General features: G+C 39.4%; 16 protein-coding genes and 1 pseudogene. 1 reads left to right on the top strand and 16 read right to left on the bottom strand.

Annotated elements, in window-relative coordinates; all coding sequences use genetic code 11:
* The first annotated feature begins 6 nt into the window (after positions 1-6).
* Complete coding sequence (gene pgmB / locus IGL80_RS01635; protein WP_002359015.1) at positions 7-657, top strand: beta-phosphoglucomutase; 651 nt, start codon at positions 7-9, stop codon at positions 655-657.
* 171 nt (positions 658-828) lie between these two features.
* Here pgmB and pepG1 read toward each other — a convergent pair whose 3' ends face one another.
* The 16 genes and pseudogenes from pepG1 to IGL80_RS01555 form a co-directional block, all read right to left on the bottom strand.
* Entirely contained in the window at positions 829-972 is a 144-nt protein-coding gene (gene pepG1 / locus IGL80_RS01630; protein ID WP_156194032.1) for a type I toxin-antitoxin system toxin PepG1, read from the bottom strand.
* A 230-nt stretch (positions 973-1,202) separates the two neighbouring features.
* Positions 1,203-2,174 carry a ribose-phosphate diphosphokinase gene (locus IGL80_RS01625; RefSeq protein ID WP_002381060.1) on the bottom strand — a complete coding sequence of 324 codons (972 nt, stop codon included), beginning with the start codon at positions 2,172-2,174 and terminating at the stop codon, positions 1,203-1,205.
* A gap of 174 nt (positions 2,175-2,348) precedes the next feature.
* A complete protein-coding gene (msrB, locus tag IGL80_RS01620) occupies positions 2,349-2,786 on the bottom strand; it encodes a peptide-methionine (R)-S-oxide reductase MsrB (protein ID WP_002354871.1) in 438 nt (145 codons plus the stop codon).
* Between the two features lie 132 nt (positions 2,787-2,918).
* On the bottom strand, positions 2,919-3,473 hold the full coding sequence (locus IGL80_RS01615; RefSeq protein ID WP_002359011.1) for a Maf family protein: 555 nt from the start codon (positions 3,471-3,473) through the stop codon (positions 2,919-2,921).
* A gap of 24 nt (positions 3,474-3,497) precedes the next feature.
* Positions 3,498-5,630 (bottom strand): DNA mismatch repair endonuclease MutL, encoded by a 2,133-nt coding sequence (mutL, locus tag IGL80_RS01610; protein WP_085366626.1) that lies wholly within the window; start codon positions 5,628-5,630, stop codon positions 3,498-3,500.
* Between the two features lie 31 nt (positions 5,631-5,661).
* Positions 5,662-8,238: a DNA mismatch repair protein MutS gene (gene mutS / locus IGL80_RS01605; RefSeq protein WP_002359009.1), complete on the bottom strand. Its 2,577-nt coding sequence runs from the start codon at positions 8,236-8,238 to the stop codon at positions 5,662-5,664.
* Positions 8,239-8,625, bottom strand: a complete 387-nt coding sequence (locus IGL80_RS01600) for a RicAFT regulatory complex protein RicA family protein (protein ID WP_002359008.1) — start codon at positions 8,623-8,625, stop codon at positions 8,239-8,241.
* A 73-nt stretch (positions 8,626-8,698) separates the two neighbouring features.
* Positions 8,699-9,496 carry a TIGR00282 family metallophosphoesterase gene (locus IGL80_RS01595; RefSeq protein ID WP_002354864.1) on the bottom strand — a complete coding sequence of 266 codons (798 nt, stop codon included), beginning with the start codon at positions 9,494-9,496 and terminating at the stop codon, positions 8,699-8,701.
* 159 nt (positions 9,497-9,655) lie between these two features.
* The gene (gene rny / locus IGL80_RS01590; protein ID WP_002354863.1) at positions 9,656-11,212 is read right to left on the bottom strand and encodes a ribonuclease Y; all 1,557 of its coding nucleotides are present in this window, start codon (positions 11,210-11,212) and stop codon (positions 9,656-9,658) included.
* Positions 11,213-11,407: 195 nt separating this feature from the next.
* The gene (locus IGL80_RS01585) at positions 11,408-13,312 is read right to left on the bottom strand and encodes a BglG family transcription antiterminator (protein ID WP_002404789.1); all 1,905 of its coding nucleotides are present in this window, start codon (positions 13,310-13,312) and stop codon (positions 11,408-11,410) included.
* A gap of 68 nt (positions 13,313-13,380) precedes the next feature.
* Positions 13,381-14,844: a glycoside hydrolase family 1 protein gene (locus IGL80_RS01580; RefSeq protein ID WP_002404788.1), complete on the bottom strand. Its 1,464-nt coding sequence runs from the start codon at positions 14,842-14,844 to the stop codon at positions 13,381-13,383.
* On the bottom strand, positions 14,826-15,167 hold the full coding sequence (locus IGL80_RS01575; protein WP_002359005.1) for a PTS lactose/cellobiose transporter subunit IIA: 342 nt from the start codon (positions 15,165-15,167) through the stop codon (positions 14,826-14,828). The genes IGL80_RS01580 and IGL80_RS01575 overlap by 19 nt, the downstream gene beginning before the upstream one ends.
* Before the next feature lie 19 nt (positions 15,168-15,186).
* Positions 15,187-16,433 (bottom strand): annotated as a pseudogene (locus IGL80_RS01570) (PTS sugar transporter subunit IIC).
* 4 nt (positions 16,434-16,437) lie between these two features.
* Complete coding sequence (locus tag IGL80_RS01565) at positions 16,438-16,743, bottom strand: PTS lactose transporter subunit IIB (RefSeq protein ID WP_002359003.1); 306 nt, start codon at positions 16,741-16,743, stop codon at positions 16,438-16,440.
* Between the two features lie 159 nt (positions 16,744-16,902).
* A complete protein-coding gene (gene recA, locus IGL80_RS01560; RefSeq protein WP_002354860.1) occupies positions 16,903-17,949 on the bottom strand; it encodes a recombinase RecA in 1,047 nt (348 codons plus the stop codon).
* Between the two features lie 113 nt (positions 17,950-18,062).
* Positions 18,063-19,307: a competence/damage-inducible protein A gene (locus IGL80_RS01555; RefSeq protein ID WP_002359002.1), complete on the bottom strand. Its 1,245-nt coding sequence runs from the start codon at positions 19,305-19,307 to the stop codon at positions 18,063-18,065.
* Positions 19,308-19,406 lie beyond the last annotated feature (99 nt).

The following is a 19,406-nucleotide window of genomic DNA, read 5'->3' as shown; positions in this document are numbered from 1 at the left end:
ACCACAATGACGATTGGATTTATTTTTGATTTGGATGGTGTCATTACAGACACCGCCAAATTTCATTATCAAGCTTGGAAAGCGTTGGCCGATTCGCTAGGTATTCCCATTGACGAAACCTTCAACGAAACATTAAAAGGCATTAGTCGGATGGATTCCTTGGACCGCATTTTAGCTCATGGCCACCGTGAAAATGCGTTTACTCCAGCAGAAAAAGAAGCCTTAGCTCAGCAAAAAAATGACCACTACGTTCAATTATTAGAACATTTAACAACAGAAGATGTTTTACCTGGTGTCGTGCCATTGCTACAGCAAGCTCAAGCACAACACATCCCCTGTGCCGTGGCTTCGGCGTCAAAAAATGCGCCCCTGATTTTGGAAAAATTAGGCGTGCGCGCATACTTCGCCACAATTGTCGATCCCGACTCCTTAAGCAAAGGCAAACCTGATCCTGAAATCTTTTTAGCCGCCGCTGACAGTATTGGCGTGCTACCGCAAAACGCCATTGGCTTTGAAGATGCCCAATCAGGCATTGACGGCTTGAAAGCCGCGGGCATCTATGCCGTCGGCTTGTCGGCCAGCCAACCCTTAATCGGAGCCGACATGCAAGTTTCTGAAATGACTGAACTAAGCGTTGATGCACTGCTCAATCGCTAAAGAATGACAAGAACCTTTAGCAGCAGGCACCTCTTTTCATCTACATTGTATCTATGCTAGAATGTAGATGAAAAGAGAGAGATGCGTCAACATACCTCTCTGATGTAGAGCCGTTTGAGACGGTGACCAATTGTATTATTTAAAAATAACCGTACTGGTCAAAGTAGACGGTTATTTTTTCTTGTCATTTTTAAGCAATTTCACAATCAGCGCAATCAAAGAAATGGTAAACATACCAAACCCTAGGATCGTCTGAATTGTTTCATATGCTGACAAAAGGCCTCTCCTTTCTGTAAATTTTGGAAGTACGCTCATACGCACCACCTCACCGAAAGAGGAAAGTCTCTGCTCCTACGCTTCTCACTTTGTTGCGATGCTCGTCGCAAAGCGCATGTTCCTTTGCGCTTGCCTCCGCCTTAACTACTCTACACTTATCGTATATCATGAATGCCTAATAAATATTCAGGTTACAATATATTTTTAGATAAAATGATTTAGAGAAAAAACCGCCCACATCAGAAAAATGATGTGGGCGATTTTTATAATTATTTATTTTTTGTTTCAAATAACGGACTAACTGGTTTGTTTTCGTGGATACGTTTAATCGCATCTCCGATTAATTCACCAACGCTGACTTCGTCAATTTTAGCAATTTTACGATCATCAGATAGGTAAATAGAGTCTGTTACAACTAAGCGTTCAATTGCTGAATCTTCAATACGTTGTAAGGCTGGTCCTGATAAAACGGGATGTGTACAAGAAGCGTAAACGTCTTTTGCTCCGGCTTCTTTCAATGCGTTTGCAGCAAGAGAAATTGTCCCCGCTGTGTCAATCATGTCATCAATTAAGACACATGTTTTGCCTTCCACATGACCAATGATATTCATTACTTCTGCTACGTTCGCTTTTGGACGACGTTTGTCAATGATCGCAATTGGTGCTTTTAAGAATTCTGCCAATTTACGCGCACGCGTTACACCACCATGGTCAGGGGAAACAACAACGACGTCATCGCCTTGAATGCCGTGTTCGATGAAGTAATCGGCAATTAATGGTGCACCCATCAAATGATCCACTGGAATATCAAAGAATCCTTGAATTTGGACCGCATGTAAGTCCAATGTCAACATTCTTGTTGCGCCAGCTTTTTCAATCATGTTTGCAACAAGTTTAGCAGTGATTGGTTCCCGGGCACGTGCTTTACGGTCTTGACGTGCATACCCATAATAAGGCATAACCACGTTAATTGTTTTAGCACTCGCACGTTTTAACGCATCAATCATGATTAATAGTTCCATTAAGTTATCGTTAACAGGGCTACTTGTTGATTGAATGACGTAAACATGTGCACCACGAATACTTTCTTCAATATTCACTTGAATTTCGCCATCACTAAATTGTGTTACAGAGCACTTTCCTAGCTCCACACCCACAGCATCCGCAATTTTTTCTGCTAAGGGACGATTAGAGTTCAAAGAAAAGATTTTCAATCTTGGATCAAAATAATGTTTCGACATTAGAACCTCCACTTTCTATTTCAGCCAATTCGTTAAAACTGAACAATACTTTCCTTCTAAAATAATAGTAGTCCTAGCCAAATAAATCAAGAGATTTTCTGTATTTCATACAAGATATTCATCAAAAGTCGCTTTCTTCTAACTATTTTATCGTATTTGTCTAAAAAATGAGGATTATTTGAATAAAGAAAGGTACTCGCCATAGCCTTCTTTTTCTAAATCTGCCACTGGCACAAATCTCAAAGCTGCCGCATTAATGCAATAACGTAAGCCGCCTTCTTGGAGTGGGCCATCAGTGAAAACATGCCCTAAATGTGAATCCGCTTCTTGACTACGAACTTCTACTCGGTGCATGCCGTGACTAAAATCAGCTTTTTCTTTGACGCCACGTTTTTCAATTGGTTTGGTAAAGGATGGCCAGCCGCAACCAGCATCGTATTTGTCCAGGGAGCTAAACAACGGTTCGCCACTAACAATATCTACATAGATTCCGTCTTGGTAAAAGTCATCATATTCTCCTGAAAAAGGGCGTTCTGTTGCGTTTTCTTGTGTGACGGCATATTGAAGATCCGTCAAGGTTTGTTTTAATTCTTCTTCTGTTGGTTTTGTCATTCTGTCCACTCCTTTTCTTCTGTTCAATTTATTGGGTTCAATGATACCACGTTTGCCAAACAGGCACCTAATAGTTTGCATAGTAAAAGACAGTCCTTTCTCTTTTTGACGAATGAAAAGGACTGTCTTTTATTAGTTGAATTCTTTTAGCAGTCGGGCTACTTTGGCAATTGGTAAGCCCATAATGGCGTAATAATCGCCAGCGATTGCTTCAATTAGTAATGCTCCTTGTCCTTGGATACCATAAGCGCCTGCTTTGTCGGCATATTCTGCGGTGTCTAAGTAAGCATGGATTTCCGTGTCTGTCAGTGGATAAAACGTCACGGTTGAATGAACTGTCGCGGAGCGTTCTTTTTCCCCTTGTTTCAACGTCACACTTGTATACACGTTATGTGTTTTGCCACTTAGAAGGCGCAACATGCGATAACCGTCTTCCCGAGAAGTGGGTTTGCCGAGGATTTCTCCCGCCAATGCCACAATTGTATCGCAGCCAATGACTAGTGCTTCGGGGGATTGCTCTGCTATAGCCGCTGCTTTTTGGGCAGCCATTTGCGCCACATATTCTGCTGGTAAGCCGTCTTTGCCAACAGTTTCATCGATATCGGCTGGTGCAATCGTAAAAGTTGGGACCACACGCTTTAATAACTCCTGACGGCGAGGAGATTGGGATGCTAAAATAATTTGCATAAAATGATGACGCCTCGTTTCTTTTTAATGGGGGTCTTGAATGCGTTTAAACATTCGTTCCATATCTGAATTCGTAAAATGAATCAGCACCGGACGTCCATGCGGACAATTAAACGGATTTTCGCACAAGGCTAAATCTTTTAATAGCACGCGTGCTTGTTGCTCATTGAGGTAATGATTGGCTTTGATGGATCGCTTACAGCTCATCATAATGGCGGTTGCTTCACGGAATTTTTTCACGCTGACCGAGCCAGTTGTTAGCAACATGTCAATCATCTCGCGAACAATGCTTTCCTCTTCGCCTGCAGGATACCAAGTTGGGTGCGCCCGCACAATGAAACTATTTTGTCCAAAGTCTTCCAAATGGATGCCGACTTCCGCAAGGGTTTCTTTCTGCTCTTTAATTTTCAAGGCATCGCTATTTGGATAATCAATAACGATTGGTACCAATAGTTCTTGTAAATCATCACTGACTTCGCCAATTTTTTCACGGAAGTATTCGTATTTAATTCGTTCTTGGGCAGCGTGTTGGTCGATAATAAACAGGCCATCTTTGCTTTGTGCGAATAAATAAGTTCCGTGCATTTGACCGAAGTATTCTAGCTCAGGAAAACGTTCTGTTGGTCGTTCTTCTTCCAACTTATTCAGGGCTTGTTTCAGTTCTCTTTGACTCGCAGCGCTATTGGCATCGAATTCTGGGTGAAGTTTCATTTCTTCTTGGAAAACCTCGTCAGCAGCCTCTGATGAACGCAGAGAAGGTTCTGAATCAGATACTTCAGTTATTTTCGTTTCTTCGGCTATTACCTGTTGCTCATTACTAGCTGTTTCCCAATGATTTGCGGAATCAGCAGCTGCCGAAGAGGTTTCGTAAGCTGACGTTTCTTCCGCTACACTCGTTGATTCTGGCACTGGCGGCGCAAATGGATCGTCCATTGGGTCCACTGCTCTTTCTGTCTGGTTGACAGCTTCAGGGGCGCTTGAGGCTGGTGTTTCGTCTGTCGCATGTTCCGCATAGAAGCGACCCGTTGCGGGATTATAGCTTAAGCTGCCCGGTCGTTGTTTTACCGCAGGTTGTTCAGTCGATAAAGGAATTTCCATTTGTTCGGCTTTAGGTTCTGGCGGTAGTTTCTTTTTAAAACGCAAATTGTCTGCCGCATTGGGAATCAACTGTTCTTGGCTCAACACTTCTTGAATCGCCTGTTCAATTAATGCCATTAAATCTTTTTCTTTACTTAAACGAACTTCTTGCTTAGTAGGATGGACATTGACATCGACTAACAGCGGATCCATTTCAATTTCTAACACAGCAATTGGAAAACGCCCCACCATTAGTTTCGAACCATAGCCGGCTACAATTGCTTTATTTAACGCGAAATTTTTAATATAACGACCATTGATAATCGTTGATAAATAGTTACGGCTGGCCCGTGTGACTTCTGGCAATGAAACATACCCTGTCAAAGTAAAATCAAGGTCTTTTCCTTCAATTTTCAACATTTTCTTTGCGGTACTAATGCCATAAATCCCGGCAATCGTTTGTTTTAAATCACCATTGCCTGTTGTACTCATCATTTTGTGGCCGTCATGAACCAAGCGAAAAGCGACTTTAGGGTGGCTTAACGCCAGACGATTGACAATGTCACCGATATTGGCCAATTCCGTTTGGATCGTTTTGACGTATTTCAAACGAGCGGGCGTATTATAAAATAAATTAGAAACGGTCATTTTTGTGCCTTTACGGAGTGCTGCTGGTCGGTTTTCTTCGACCTTGCCCCCTTTTAGAATCACATAGCTGCCTTCTTCTTCCTCAGCTGTGGCAGTTTCGACAATCATTTCAGAAACTGAGGCAATACTTGGTAAGGCTTCGCCTCGGAACCCCAAGCTGCGAATTCGGAACAAATCATCTCTTGTATGAATTTTGCTTGTGGCATGGCGTTTGAAGGCATTCAGTACATCTTCTTTGGCAATTCCTTCACCATTATCAATAATTTGAATGGTTTTCAAGCCAGCTTCTTCAATAAAAATATCAATTTGGGTGCTTCCTGCATCCAGTGCATTTTCCACCAATTCTTTGACGACAGAAGCGGGACGTTCAACAACTTCACCAGCAGCAATCTGGTTGGCTAGTTGTTCGGATAGTTCTTGAATTTTCCCCATTTCACGACCTCCTAACCGGTTCGGTTCCTAATTAGATACGTTTTTGCAATTGATGAAGCATGTTTAACGCATCTAGTGGTGTCATTTCTAATAGATTCATTTTCTTCAATGTGTCAATGACACTTAATTCTTCTGTTGAAACTTCTTTAAATAATGAAAGTTGCTCGGTTTCTTCATGGACTTCTGAAACTTCTTCATGATGAACTGAACTTGGAATCGTTGTTTCTTCCGCTTCTAAAGCGGATAAAATGGTGGCTGCTCGTTCTAAAAGCGGACTTGGTAAACCAGCGATTTTAGCAACATGTATCCCATAGCTCTTATCAGCAGGTCCTTCCATCATTTTATGAAGAAAGACCACTTCGCCATCTTTTTCGACAGCGCCCACGTGAATATTCTTCAAGCCTTTTAAAGTTTCATCTAGAACAGTTAGTTCATGATAATGTGTAGAGAATAGCGTTTTGGCTTGTACTTCACGATGGATATATTCAATGATGGCTTGCGCTAGCGCCATTCCATCATAGGTTGCTGTGCCGCGTCCTAATTCATCAAATAAAATTAGGCTGTTAGGCGTGGCGTGCCGCAGTGCTTGGTTGGCTTCCATCATTTCTACCATAAAGGTACTTTGCCCTGCAATTAGATCATCAGAGGCCCCAATCCGTGTAAAAATTTGATCGAAAATTGGCATTTCAGCACTTTCCGCTGGTACAAAACAGCCAATTTGCGCCATGACCACCGTCAAAGCCAATTGACGCATGTAGGTACTTTTCCCTGACATGTTTGGTCCAGTAATCAAGAGAATATCTGTTTCTGGGTTCATGCGGATACTGTTTGGAATGTATTCTTGGTGCCCTAAAACTTTTTCCACGACTGGGTGTCGTCCTTCGACAATCGCCAAATTTTTCGTGTTACTTCTTAACGTTGGTCGAACGTATTGATACCGTTCACTAATTGTTGCAAAAGATTGTAAAACATCAACCGCACTAATGGTTTTAGCCAGTGTTTGCAATCGATCAATATTCGTTTTCACTTGTTCTCTCACGGCCAAGAACAATTGATATTCTAGTTCAACTGATTTTTCTTCGGCTTCTAAGATTAAACGTTCTAATTCTTTTAGCTCTGGCGTAATAAAGCGCTCCGCATTGGCTAATGTTTGCTTACGCTCGTATTTTCCTTCTTCTAAATTCGCTAAATTTGACTTAGTGATTTCAATGAAATAACCAAAGACCCGATTGTAGCCAATCTTCAAGTTTTTAATCCCTGTTTCTTGGCGTTCTTTCGCTTCTAACTCCGCTAACCATTGCTTACCATTGCGCATGGCATCACGGTATTCATCTAATTGGTCGTTATAGCCGTCTTTAATAACATTTCCTTCAGTAATTTGTAAAGGGGCTTCTTCATTAATCGCCGTCGCAATCAATGCCACTAAATCTTCAACAGGGTTTAAGTCGACTAACAAATCATCCCATTCCCCTTGATTGATCCCGACAATTAACTGTCGAATCGTTGGTACTTGTTCTAAAGAGGTCCGTAATTGAATTAAATCACGCCCATTCACACTGCCGAATGCCACGCGTCCTGCTAACCGCTCTAAATCATACACGTTCGTCAATGCTGCTTGCAAATCTAAGCGTTCAAAATAGGCATTTAATAAGGATTGCACCATTTCTTGACGCGTCTTAATTTGACGTTCCTGAATCAGCGGACGATCCAACCATTGTTTTAATAAACGGCCGCCCATAGCTGTTTTCGTTTCATCTAATAGCCACAATAGAGTCCCTTTTTTCTGTCCTGTTCGAATCGACTGACTCAATTCTAAATTGAATTTAGAATAATGATCCATTTTCAAGAAATGATCTGGCTGATATTCCACAGCTTTCTGAATATGGGACAAGCTCCGCTTTTGGGTAACGGATAAATAAGATAATAATTTGCCTGTAATTTCAATTTCTAATGGATTAATCAGTTCATTGGTTAAAAAACTAAACTCGGCATTTTCTTCCACCGTTTCTTGTGTCGAAAAGATGATATTTAAACGTAAACTTAAGTTCTCTTTTAACGATTCAGGAATCCCTGAACCTAGGACCATTTCTTTTGTTTGCAACGCAGAAGCTTCGTTCAAAACGCCCTCTTCATCAGCCAAGACTGCTGTTTTTAATTCGCCTGTACTCAAATCTACATAGGCAAAACCGAACTGATTACCATCTGTTAGCACAGCGGTTAAGTAATTATTGTCTTTGGCTTCCAAGCCTTTACTATTCATCACCGTTCCTGGCGTTACCAACTGGACCACTTCTCGTTTGACCATGCCCTTGGTAGTCTTTGGATCTTCCACTTGCTCACAAATCGCTACTTTATAGCCTTGCTCAATCAACGTATCAATGTAACCTTGCGCGGCATGATAAGGAACGCCACACATAGGAATCGGATCATCCGCATTGCGGTTACGACTGGTTAACGTCAATTCTAAGATTTGCGCTGCATTGATAGCATCTTCATAAAATAATTCATAAAAATCACCTAAGCGATAAAATAAAAACGCATCCTTGTATTGGGCCTTAATGGATAAATATTGTTCCATCATGGGTGTATTTTTTGTCTTTTGTGGCATTTAATTCCCTTCCTTCTCTAGCTCTTCGTTCACGCGGTATTGAATGAGCGCCGTGACATGTTGGACTAAGTCATTGGCTTCGATCAGTTGTTCGCGGTAGGCTACAACGAGTGGGTGCTCATCAAATTCTTTTGTTTTCGCATCAGCTCGTTGAATGGCTTCTTTTTCAGCAGTTGGTTTGCCATAGTGAGCAAATTGAACCGCATCTTTTTGCGCAGCTTTAATTTCTTCCACTAATTCTGTCAGCTTTTTGTTTTTCTTTACCTTTTCTTCAATCGCTTGGTAGCGCTGAATGACTTCATCTTGTCCAATTAAATGTAACAATTTTTCTAATTCTTTATTACTTTGTGCATCTAAATTCAACGGCTCCATTTTTTTCACCTTCATCTTTCACCGGCACTTTTTCTATAAGAGCAGAAAAAGTTAACCTCTTAATGATCCGAGATTAACTTTTCTTCTATTATTCTTGAAACGGGCGATCTTCGCTAATCTGAATCGGCTCAATCATCTTCGCTTGGCCCGTTTGGTCATCAATCTCTAAAATACAGGCAGATAAAATTGTCCGCCCTGTTTCGACTACCTCAAAGCGCTTCGGCAATGCTGTCATAAACTTCTCAATAATCGGTTCACGCTTCATTCCTAGAATCCCATCATAAGGACCGGTCATACCGACATCACTTAAGAAGGCTGTCCCTTTCGGTAAAATCCGAGCGTCATTTGTTTGAACATGCGTATGTGTTCCAACAACGGCTGAAACTTGGCCATCTAAAAACCAGCTCATGGCTTGTTTTTCGCTTGTCGTTTCGCCATGAAAATCCACAAAAATGAGCGGTGTCCGTTTGCGAGCGATAGCCACTAGCTCGGCGGCTTTCTTGAAAGGATCTTCCAATGGCACCATAAATGTGCGGGCCTGTAAATTAATCACCGCTAGTTCCAATTGATTGACTTTCACAAAAACCATTCCTTGACCAGGCACATCTTCTGGAAAGTTCGCTGGACGAACCATTTTCTTCGCATCATCAATGAATTCAAAGATATCCTTGTTGTCCCACGTATGGTTACCCATCGTAACAACATCGACACCATCTTGCAAAAATTTCTTATAAATCTTGCCAGTAATTCCCCGACCAGATGCCGCATTTTCACCATTGGCAATGGTCACTTGTGGACGATATTTCTTCTTTAATTTAGGGACATACGTTGCTAGGGCTTCTCTTCCTAAAGAACCGACAACATCTCCTATAAATAATATACGCAAAAAGGTTCCTCTTCTCTTTTTAACATCTCTTGTTTATTATAGTTGTTTTCGCTTTGAAAAGAAAGTTTTGGTTTTAAAAGATTAAAAAAAGTGTCTCAACGAACAATCCTTGCAATTGTTCGTTGAGACACTACACGCGATACTTATTCGCTTTTTATTTTATTTCGCATAGTCAACGGCACGTGTTTCACGGATAACCGTTACTTTGATATGTCCTGGATAATCCAAGTCATCTTCAATTTTCTTCCGAATGTCTCGAACTAAACGAACAGATTCTAAATCAGAAATTTCTTCTGGTTTCACCATGACACGAACTTCACGTCCTGCTTGAACAGCAAAACTTGAATCAACGCCTTCAAAACTATTAGAAATATTTTCTAAGTTTTCTAAGCGGCGAATGTAGTTTTCTAACGATTCACTACGTGCACCTGGACGGGCTGCAGATAACGCATCTGCGGCTGCCACTAAAACAGAAATAACTGAGGTTGCTTCCACATCACCATGATGCGAGGCAATGGCATTAATAACTACTGAATTTTCTTTATATTTCGCAGCTAATTCTGCGCCAATCTCAACGTGAGAACCTTCAATTTCATGATCCAATGCTTTCCCAATATCATGTAGTAAACCTGCACGTTTGGCTAATTGAACATCTTCGCCTAATTCGGCGGCTAAAACGCCAGCCAGTTTTGCTACTTCGATTGAGTGGTTCAAGACATTTTGACCATAACTTGTTCTGAAACGTAAACGGCCTAAAATTTTAATTAAATCAGGATGTAACGTATGAGCACCTACTTCAAAGGCTGCTTGTTCTCCGTATTCACGAATCCGTTCATCCATTTCTTTACGTGATTTTTCTACCATTTCTTCGATACGAGCGGGATGAATCCGACCATCTTGGATTAATTTTTCCAAGGTCATTCGAGCGATTTCTCGTCTGATTGGATCAAATCCGGATAACACAACCGCTTCTGGCGTATCATCAATGATTAAGTCAATCCCTGTTAATGTTTCCAATGTACGAATATTACGTCCTTCACGACCAATAATGCGACCTTTCATCTCATCATTTGGTAAAGTGACCACGGAAACAGTTGTTTCAGAAACAGAATCGGCGGCGCAACGTTGAATTGCTAGGGAAAGCAAGTTCTTCGCTTTGCGATCAGATTCTTCTTTGGCACGTTGTTCTGACTCCTTGACCATCAAGGTTAGTTCATGATTCAACTCTTCTTCTGTTGACTTCATAATAATCGATTTTGCTTCTTCTTTTGAAAGGGAAGCAATTCGTTCTAATTCTTGATGTTGCTGATTAATTAAGTTTTCTACTTCTTTTTCTCGCTCATCAATTAATTGCTGTCTAGCACCAAGTTTCTCTTCTTTTTCTTCCAGTGAGCCTTCACGTTTTTCAAGAGAGTCATCTTTACGATCCAACGTTTGTTCCCGTTGAATTAAACGATTTTCTTGAGATTTAAGTTCTAATCTGCTTTCTTTCAACTCACTTTCAATTTCTGAACGATACTTCTGGTTCTCTTCCTTAGCTTCTAGCAATGCTTCTTTTTTCAGTGTTTCTGATTCTTTCCGAGCGTTCTCGAGAATACTCGACGCTGAAATTTTTGCACCATTTATTGCTTTATCATGACGTGACTTTGCAATAACAAATCCTAAACCAAGACCGACAATCAAACCGACGATAGCGAGGAGAATATTTAAAACCATATTTCCACCTCCATACTATCTTTTTGTTAATTCATATCTTGTAGTTTTTTGATAAACTAAAATCAATTATCAATATGCCTACTTGCATATTTGTGCATACACACAATTTTATTCTAATGTTTGTCGTGAAAGGTGTCAACTTAAAAAAGCCCTTTCTTTTGGAAAGGGCAGCAAATATTAGACAACGTCACATTTTTAGGTTTCCGCCGTCACGAATTGTTTAAATTTTAGAACAAACGCCGCATAGTCTGCTGTTTGACTAAGCTGCTTGATGTGGATGGGTTCGGACATGATTTCAATAAATTTTTCAAAAAAGTCATCAAAGATCGGTGCGTCTTCTTGACGAATTGCTACTAAAGCCACCAACTTCACCTCATAATTGGCCCACCGAATAGGCTCTTGTAAGGTCATGATTGAAATACCACTTTTCTCTGCTGTTCGATCAATAGCATGGGGGACAGCGATACCTGATGGAAAGCTTGTTGGAGAAAGCTGTTCTCGTTTTTTCACACTTTTTTTAAAATCACTCGAACAATATTTTTGTATACTCATTCGTTGAATCATTTGATCAAGTAACATTTCAGGGGTTAAATCTGCTGGATCAATCTGGCTAAAATATAACTCCTTAGCAATGAACTGATCTGTTCTTATTTCCATCTGCCGCTTTCGCTTTTGTCCTTTTAAAAGATACATTCGATTTTCAATTTTCCGCAGTTCTTTTGTTGTAATAAAGGAATGAATAAAGATTGCTCCTTCATATTTTGTGGCTAACCTACGATTAGTAGTGACTAGCAAATCAAATTTTTTCTGATCAATATTGGTCTGACGAACGACTTGTATATTTATTTGATTTCCAAAATGTTCTTGAAGTTTTTTCTGAAGCACTTCACGCATATTATGATAATCCTCCACCACCAGTAAAAGGAGAAATGGTTGCTGTTCTGTTCGCTGACTTTCCAAAAATGAGCCAAGATGTAAAGCGATAAAAGAAATCTCATCTTCTGTAAACCAAATATTTAAACGTTCTTGAATAAAGGAAGAAATGTAAACAGAAATGTCATAAATCAAAGGATAGCCTGTCTTTAAGTCCCATAAACGACTATTTCTTGTAAAAGCTTCAACATTTGAACGATCGTATAGTCCCTGTAAATGAATTGCTAATTTATTGAAAAACTCTTTGTTTTTCAATTGAATAAAATAGATTTGCTCAACCTTTTGTAAAACTTCTTCTAACACTTCAATAATTTTCGGATTCACAATCTGTTGTAATTGTGTTTTTTCACTATTCACTGTGTGTTCTTTTTGAATTCCTACAAATAATAACGAAAGTTGCGCTAACTCTTCTTTCGAGAATAGAATGTCGTAAGTTTCTTCTAAACGTAGGGCAATTTCTTTGGCCATTTGATATTCTTCTGAGTGATTTTCTGCTAATTTTGGTTTCGTTAACAAGGTGTGGCCTTGTCGGATACGCTCAATGCTAATCGCATAATGTAAAACAATATTGTTCAAGACATACTGGTTTAACCTTCTTTCATAATTAAAAAAAGTTTGTTGAATCATTTCCTCTAACTCTTCTAACGAAATATAGCCAATCATTTCCCGTACACTACGGGTCAATTTTTCTTGAAAATCACTTTCTGCATATAATAATGAAACCATGTATTGCCGTTTAGCGCGTTCTGTTCCTGTTAACCAAATATTCGCTCCTTTAAAACAAATCGTTGTTTGTTGATTTGCTAACTCTTCTTTTAATTGTTGAAGGTCATTTTTGGCGGTTGATTCAGAAATGTATAAACAATCTGCTAAATCATACAGGTTCACTCCTTCAGAGGAATGTTTTAATAGTTCAAGAAAAATTCTAGCTTTTCGTTCCTTACTGGGCGTTTCCTGTAAAATCGAAATTTGATCATTTCTACGATAGCCCCGTTGACTAGACAAAATAGCTTCTGGGTAGGCTTCATTGATTTTTGCGACACGGTTGCGAATTGTTCTTGTTGTACAGCCACAAAATTCTGCTAACTCTTTGGCTGTCACCCAATGATGTTGCTGACTTTCTAAAAAAAGTATTATCTCTCTTTGCTTACTTTCCAACCTTCCCACATCCCTTTAAAAGAAAAGAAGAAGACGATTGCTTTTTATTAAAACAATAAGCAACTTCTTCAATTAATCTAGATTTCTTCACCATTGGTTGCAATCACTTTTTGATACCAAGTAAAGCTATCTTTTTTCATACGTTTTCCTGTTCCCTTCCCTTCATTATCCAAATCAACATAAACAAACCCATATCGTTTTTCCATTTGCGCTGAAGAACAACTAATGATATCAATCGGTCCCCAAGCACAATAAGCAATCACATCTACGCCATCATACATGGCTTTTTTCATTTGTTGGATGTGTTCAGATAAATAAGAAATTCGATAATCATCATGGATTTGACCATCTGTCACTTTATCATACATACCAAACCCATTTTCCGCTATAATCATCGGTTTCCCATAACGATCCCAATATTGAGAAAGTGAGTTGTATAATCCCTGAGGGTCTACTGCCCAGCCCCAAGGATTGACTTTCAGTGTTGGATTTGGAGTGACAGATGCTGGATTCATTGAATTTTTTTCTGAATTAACCATCTGTGAATAATAATAAGAAATTGCTAAATAGTCCATCGTATTTTCTTTTAGTATCTGTTGATCTTCAAGTGTAATATCTATCTCAATTCCGTGTTCTTCAAAATAGTTCAACGCATATTGCGGGTACTCACCACGAAATTGAACATCTGTATAAAAGTATTCCATTCGATTTCGCTTCATAGCTAAAATGACGTCATCTGGCTTACACGAAAAAGGATAGGCAGTACAGTCGGCAACCATTGTTCCCATTTGCATTTGGGGATTAATTTTTTTAGCGTACGCAACTAATTGTGCACTTGCGATAAACTGATGGTGAATCGCTTGAAAACTTGCTTCTTCATAATTATCCACTGTATCATAAGGAATTGCTGTTGAGTTAAACGGCTCAAATTGAATCAGATTAATTTGATTAATGACAATCCAATATTTTACTTTTTCTTTGTAACGTTCCAAAAGAACTTTGCCATATTTTACAAATAAATCAATAACTTTTCGATTGTTCCAACCACCATATTTCAATGAAATTTGAATTGGTGTCTCATAATGTAGAATAGTGATGATTGGTTCCATCCCTAATTCAATGATTTTGTCGATTAATCGATCATAATAATCCAATCCCGCTTCGTTTGGTGTTTCTTCTTCCCCTGTTGGAAAAATCCGTGTCCAATCAATAGAAGTTCGGAATGTTTTGAAACCTAATTCTTTAAGCAATGCTAAATCTTCTGGATAAGTATGATAAAAATCAATCCCATGACGTTTAGGATAGTAGCCATCCGTATCTGCTAGATTCGCTTGAATGTCTGCTACAGACATGCCTTTTATTTGTTCTTGGCTGATTTCTGCATTTGTTTTATCTGGATAGTATTTGTGTACATCCGCTAAACTGATGCCTTTACCATCTACTTGAAACGCTCCTTCTGCTTGATTTGCGGCAATTGCGCCACCCCATAAAAAATCCTTTGGCATCTGATAATCTTTAAACATTATTTTTCCTCCTGACATAATTGTTGACTAAACTTTTTAAAAAGCTTCACTAAATGCTCACCAATTAAGATTTCACTTTGAGCCGTCATTAAGGTATCTTGTGCATGACAAAACAGCGTCGAGTAACGAATTTGTTCTCCTGAAGCTTCTAATTGTAACGTATCTGTCTGTATGCCATGTGCTAAAACGACTTCTTTTCGTGCCTCTATTAACTCCTTTTGTGCCTGCTCATACGAAGTCTCTTCTAATTTTTCTAACGCTTGAACTAGATGGTCTCTCGCATTTCCTGCATGAATTAAAATATTCATTGATAACTGATTTAACTGCTCATTTTCTTCCATAATAACCTCTCCTTTAACCTTAAATAATTACTTCTTTTTGCGCTTCTTTTTCTTGCTTAAGCAGTGATTGATCATATGCTTTGAAAAATGGCAAGAATACCAGCCATGTAATGACAAAAATAAGCACGCAAACAACAACCGCTCGAATATCTTGTGTCGCTAAATAAGAGGTAAATGGATATGGCATATACCATAATAAGAAGCTTTGCGTAGGAATATTGACGAATCCCCAATACATCGTAGCGTAGGCAATTGATGGAACAACGAGTGCATTAATCCACATAGGAATCATCAAGTATGGATTAAAGACAATTGGCGCACCAAAAACTAGTGGCTCGTTGATATTAAAAATTGAAGGAATCAACACGGCTTTGCCAATTGCTTTTAGTTGTGCAGATTTGCTAAGTAAAACCATCATGACAGACAAGGACAATGTGGCACCAATCCCGCCCATCGATGAAAAAGCGTAACACGTTTCTTGTGTCGCAATATTCACTGCATGACCACCATTCGCTACAGCTTCCGCATTTGCAGCTAAACCAGCCATATAAACCGGATAGATTACAGGCATCATCACCCAACCAGAGATTCCAAATGTATAAAGAAAGACTGGAATAAACACAGATAAAACAAACCCCGGATATGATTGCACAATATTTGCTAATGGACTGAAAATTAGAATAACGATATCAAAAAAATCAATCTTAAATTGAATAGTGATCAACCAACCGACAAACAAGATAAAGGTAATTGGCAGCAGACTATTAAACCAACCACAAAATCGGGAATTGGTGTATCTTCATCAAAAAAAGATTTTTTGGCAGCCAAATGCATCACAAGACTAACAAAAAGGCCTGTAATCATCGCTAAAAACATCCCTGTTGCACCAAATCTTGAAAGAATAAAGGTAATTTCACCTTTCTCAGATAACGTTGGAAAGAGCAACATCATAAACAAAACAATGCTAGTAGCACCTGCTATTAATTTTTGTCCGCTATGACCTTTCTTCTCCATCAAATAATAAGGAATCATAAACGAAACGATTAACCCAAACATTCCAAAAGAAAAATTACTAATCATTGAAAAATCCGGCATGCTTGGAAAGAGATTTTTTAACAAAGAGACCACTGTAACTAACGAACCTACAAAAACCAATGGAAGAGCCGCCATAATTGCATCCTGTATAGCAGAAATCCAAGGATTTTTAACTACTTTATTCACTTTCGGCGCGAAAGAGTTCATCATAAAATCCATAATTTTTTTCATTCACTCATTCCTCCATTGTCATTATTAGGTCTAAGGCTTTTTCTCCATCTAAGCTTCCATAAATAGCTTGTGGAATAACCATAGCCTTCACTTTTTTCTCAGCCATTTGCTCTTGAATATCATTTAATATATAAGCTAAATGTGGTCCAATTAACAAACAATCAATTTCATTTATACGTTCATCCAGTTGAGATTCACTTGTCGCTTTAACTGTCACTTCAATCTGTCTTTTTTTAGCAGCTTTTCTAATCGCTGCAGCCATGAATCCACTTGATGCACCCGAACCACAAATTAGTAAAATATTTTTCATTTTCTCCACCACTTTCTTTTTTGTGTCTTAATTATAGAAAAAACTTGTATCCGCTTACAAATAAATATTTTTCCTATCCTTAGGAAACAAAAAAAGACAACACCTGTTCTGTTCAGTAAGTGTTGTCCTTCTTCTTAACGAGTCGTATTCACTCGTTATTTATTCGTCTAAGGGTAATTCTTCTTGACCTTCTGCTTCTTCTGTAATGGTTGAACCGTCACCGATGCCGTATGCATCACGGACCAATTTAGACACTTCTGCCATCATTTCAGGATGATCCGCCATGTATTGTTTGGCATTTTCACGGCCTTGGCCAATTCGTTCTTCTTTGTAGCCATACCAAGCACCACTTTTACTGATAAGGTCTTTTTCCACAGCCATATCTAGTAATTCGCCTTCTTGGGAAATACCTTGGCCATACATGATATCAACTTCTGCCACTTTAAATGGTGGCGCCACTTTGTTTTTAACGACTTTAATTTTTGTGCGGTTACCGACGATGTCTGTTCCTTGTTTTAACTGTTCTGCACGACGGACTTCTAGACGAACCGTTGCGTAGAATTTCAATGCACGTCCACCAGGAGTTGTTTCAGGATTTCCGAACATCACGCCAACTTTTTCACGAATTTGGTTAATGAAAATAGCAATTGTTTTTGTCTTATTAATTGAGCCTGATAATTTACGTAGTGCTTGAGACATTAGTCGAGCTTGTAAGCCGACATGGCTCGCTCCCATCTCACCATCAATCTCTGCACGAGGAACTAACGCAGCAACCGAGTCGATGACAACGATGTCAATCGCACCACTTGAAACTAAGGCATCGGCAATCTCTAAGCCTTGCTCGCCCGTATCTGGTTGAGATAAAAGTAATTCATCGATGTTAACGCCTAGTTTCTCCGCATATTGAGGATCCAATGCATGCTCAGCATCGATAAAAGCGGCTGTTCCACCATTTCGTTGCACTTCTGCAATTGCGTGTAAAGAAACAGTTGTTTTACCTGAACTCTCAGGACCATATACTTCAATAATTCGGCCACGTGGATACCCACCTACGCCCAATGCAACATCTAACGCTAAAGACCCACTAGGGATAGTTGAAATTTTTTGATCAGCTTTTTCGCCTAATTTCATAATAGAACCTTTCCCAAAGTTCTTTTCAATTTTTTTCAGTGCGGCATCTAAAGCCACTTTACGATCATCTGCCAATGGATAATCCTCCTTTAATTTATATAAACTTATTTTTCATTTCCTGTTAGTAGGTCTATCATATCTCTTTTGTACCAAAAAAGCAAGAAAAAACCGAACAAACATTCGCATATTTATTTTTTATTAATGATTCGGCGCCGCAAAAGATCTAACCCTCGCATAATCGCACTCTGTCTAATATAATTTCGGTCACGGTTAAAATGGAAACATTCTGCAACGGTTGGTTGGCCTTCTTCCGCCAGCCCAATCCAAACAGTGCCTGTCGGTTGACCTTCGATTGGGTCACCAGCGACCCCAGTAAATGATAAACCATAGTTAGATTTAGCTAACTGACGCGCTTTCTCTGCCATTTCTTTGGCACACGCTTCACTTACCGTGCCATGTTCTTCTAAAAGTTCATGAGAAATTCCTAAAAAGTTCTCTTTTGTTTCTTGCGAATACGTCACGAAGCCTCCCTTAAAAATCTTCGAAGCACCCGCAATTTCCCCCAGTGTACTTTGGAATAGGCCAGCAGTGAGGCTCTCAGCAGCCGTGACGGTTTGTCCGTTTTGTAATAACAAATCCACTGTTACCTTGGCTAAACTATTGTCATCCCCATACCCATAAAAATAGTCTCCCACTTTAGCTAAAACCTTTTCTTCCGTCGCTGTTAATAATTCTTCGCCAGCTACTAAGTCTTTTGTTTTAACTGTTAAACGAAGTGTCACTTCATTAGGCTTAGCATAAGGCGCAATGGTTGGATTCGTTTGGTGCGCAATCAACGATTGAATCTCGGTCACCAGCTGTGATTCACCAATCCCATAAAAACGCAAGACTCTTGAAATCAATTGTTCTTCTTGTGGAAACGCATCAATCAATAAAGGTCGTGCCGCTTGTTGGAACATCGGAATTAATTCATTGGGCGGCCCTGGTAAGAGCAAATAGCTTGTTGTGCCTTCTGTTACGAAAGAACCAACCGCTAATCCTGTCGGGTTTTGAAGAACTTGTCCACCTTCAATGGCTAACACTTGTCGTAGATTATTTTCCGTCATTGGCCGCTTAGACTGTTGGAAAAACTGGTGCAAGCGGTTCAATCCTTCTTGATCTTCTACTAATGATTTATGGAGATGTTGTGCGACAACTTGCTTGGTTAAATCGTCTTCTGTAGGTCCTAGCCCTCCACAAAGGACAATTAAATCACTTCTTTGTTCTGCTTCTGTTAGTAGCGTTTCTAAGCGGCCGCCGTTATCGCCAACAACGGTCTGATAGTAAACATCGATGCCTAGCGCAGCTAACTCTTCTGATAAAAAGGTGGCGTTGGTATTCACTACTTGTCCCAGTAATAATTCTGTTCCGACTGCAATGATTTCTGCTTTCATTGATTTCCCCTTCTCTAATAACATACGTAGTTAAACTCACTTTCCATTTTAGCACAACAAAATTTTTACAAAAGAATTTGAGCTTCAGGAAATAATTTT

This window comes from Enterococcus sp. DIV2467a, assembly GCF_050532945.1.
In the GTDB taxonomy this organism is placed as follows: domain Bacteria; phylum Bacillota; class Bacilli; order Lactobacillales; family Enterococcaceae; genus Enterococcus; species Enterococcus faecalis.
This window is presented reverse-complemented; position numbering and strand designations above follow the sequence as displayed.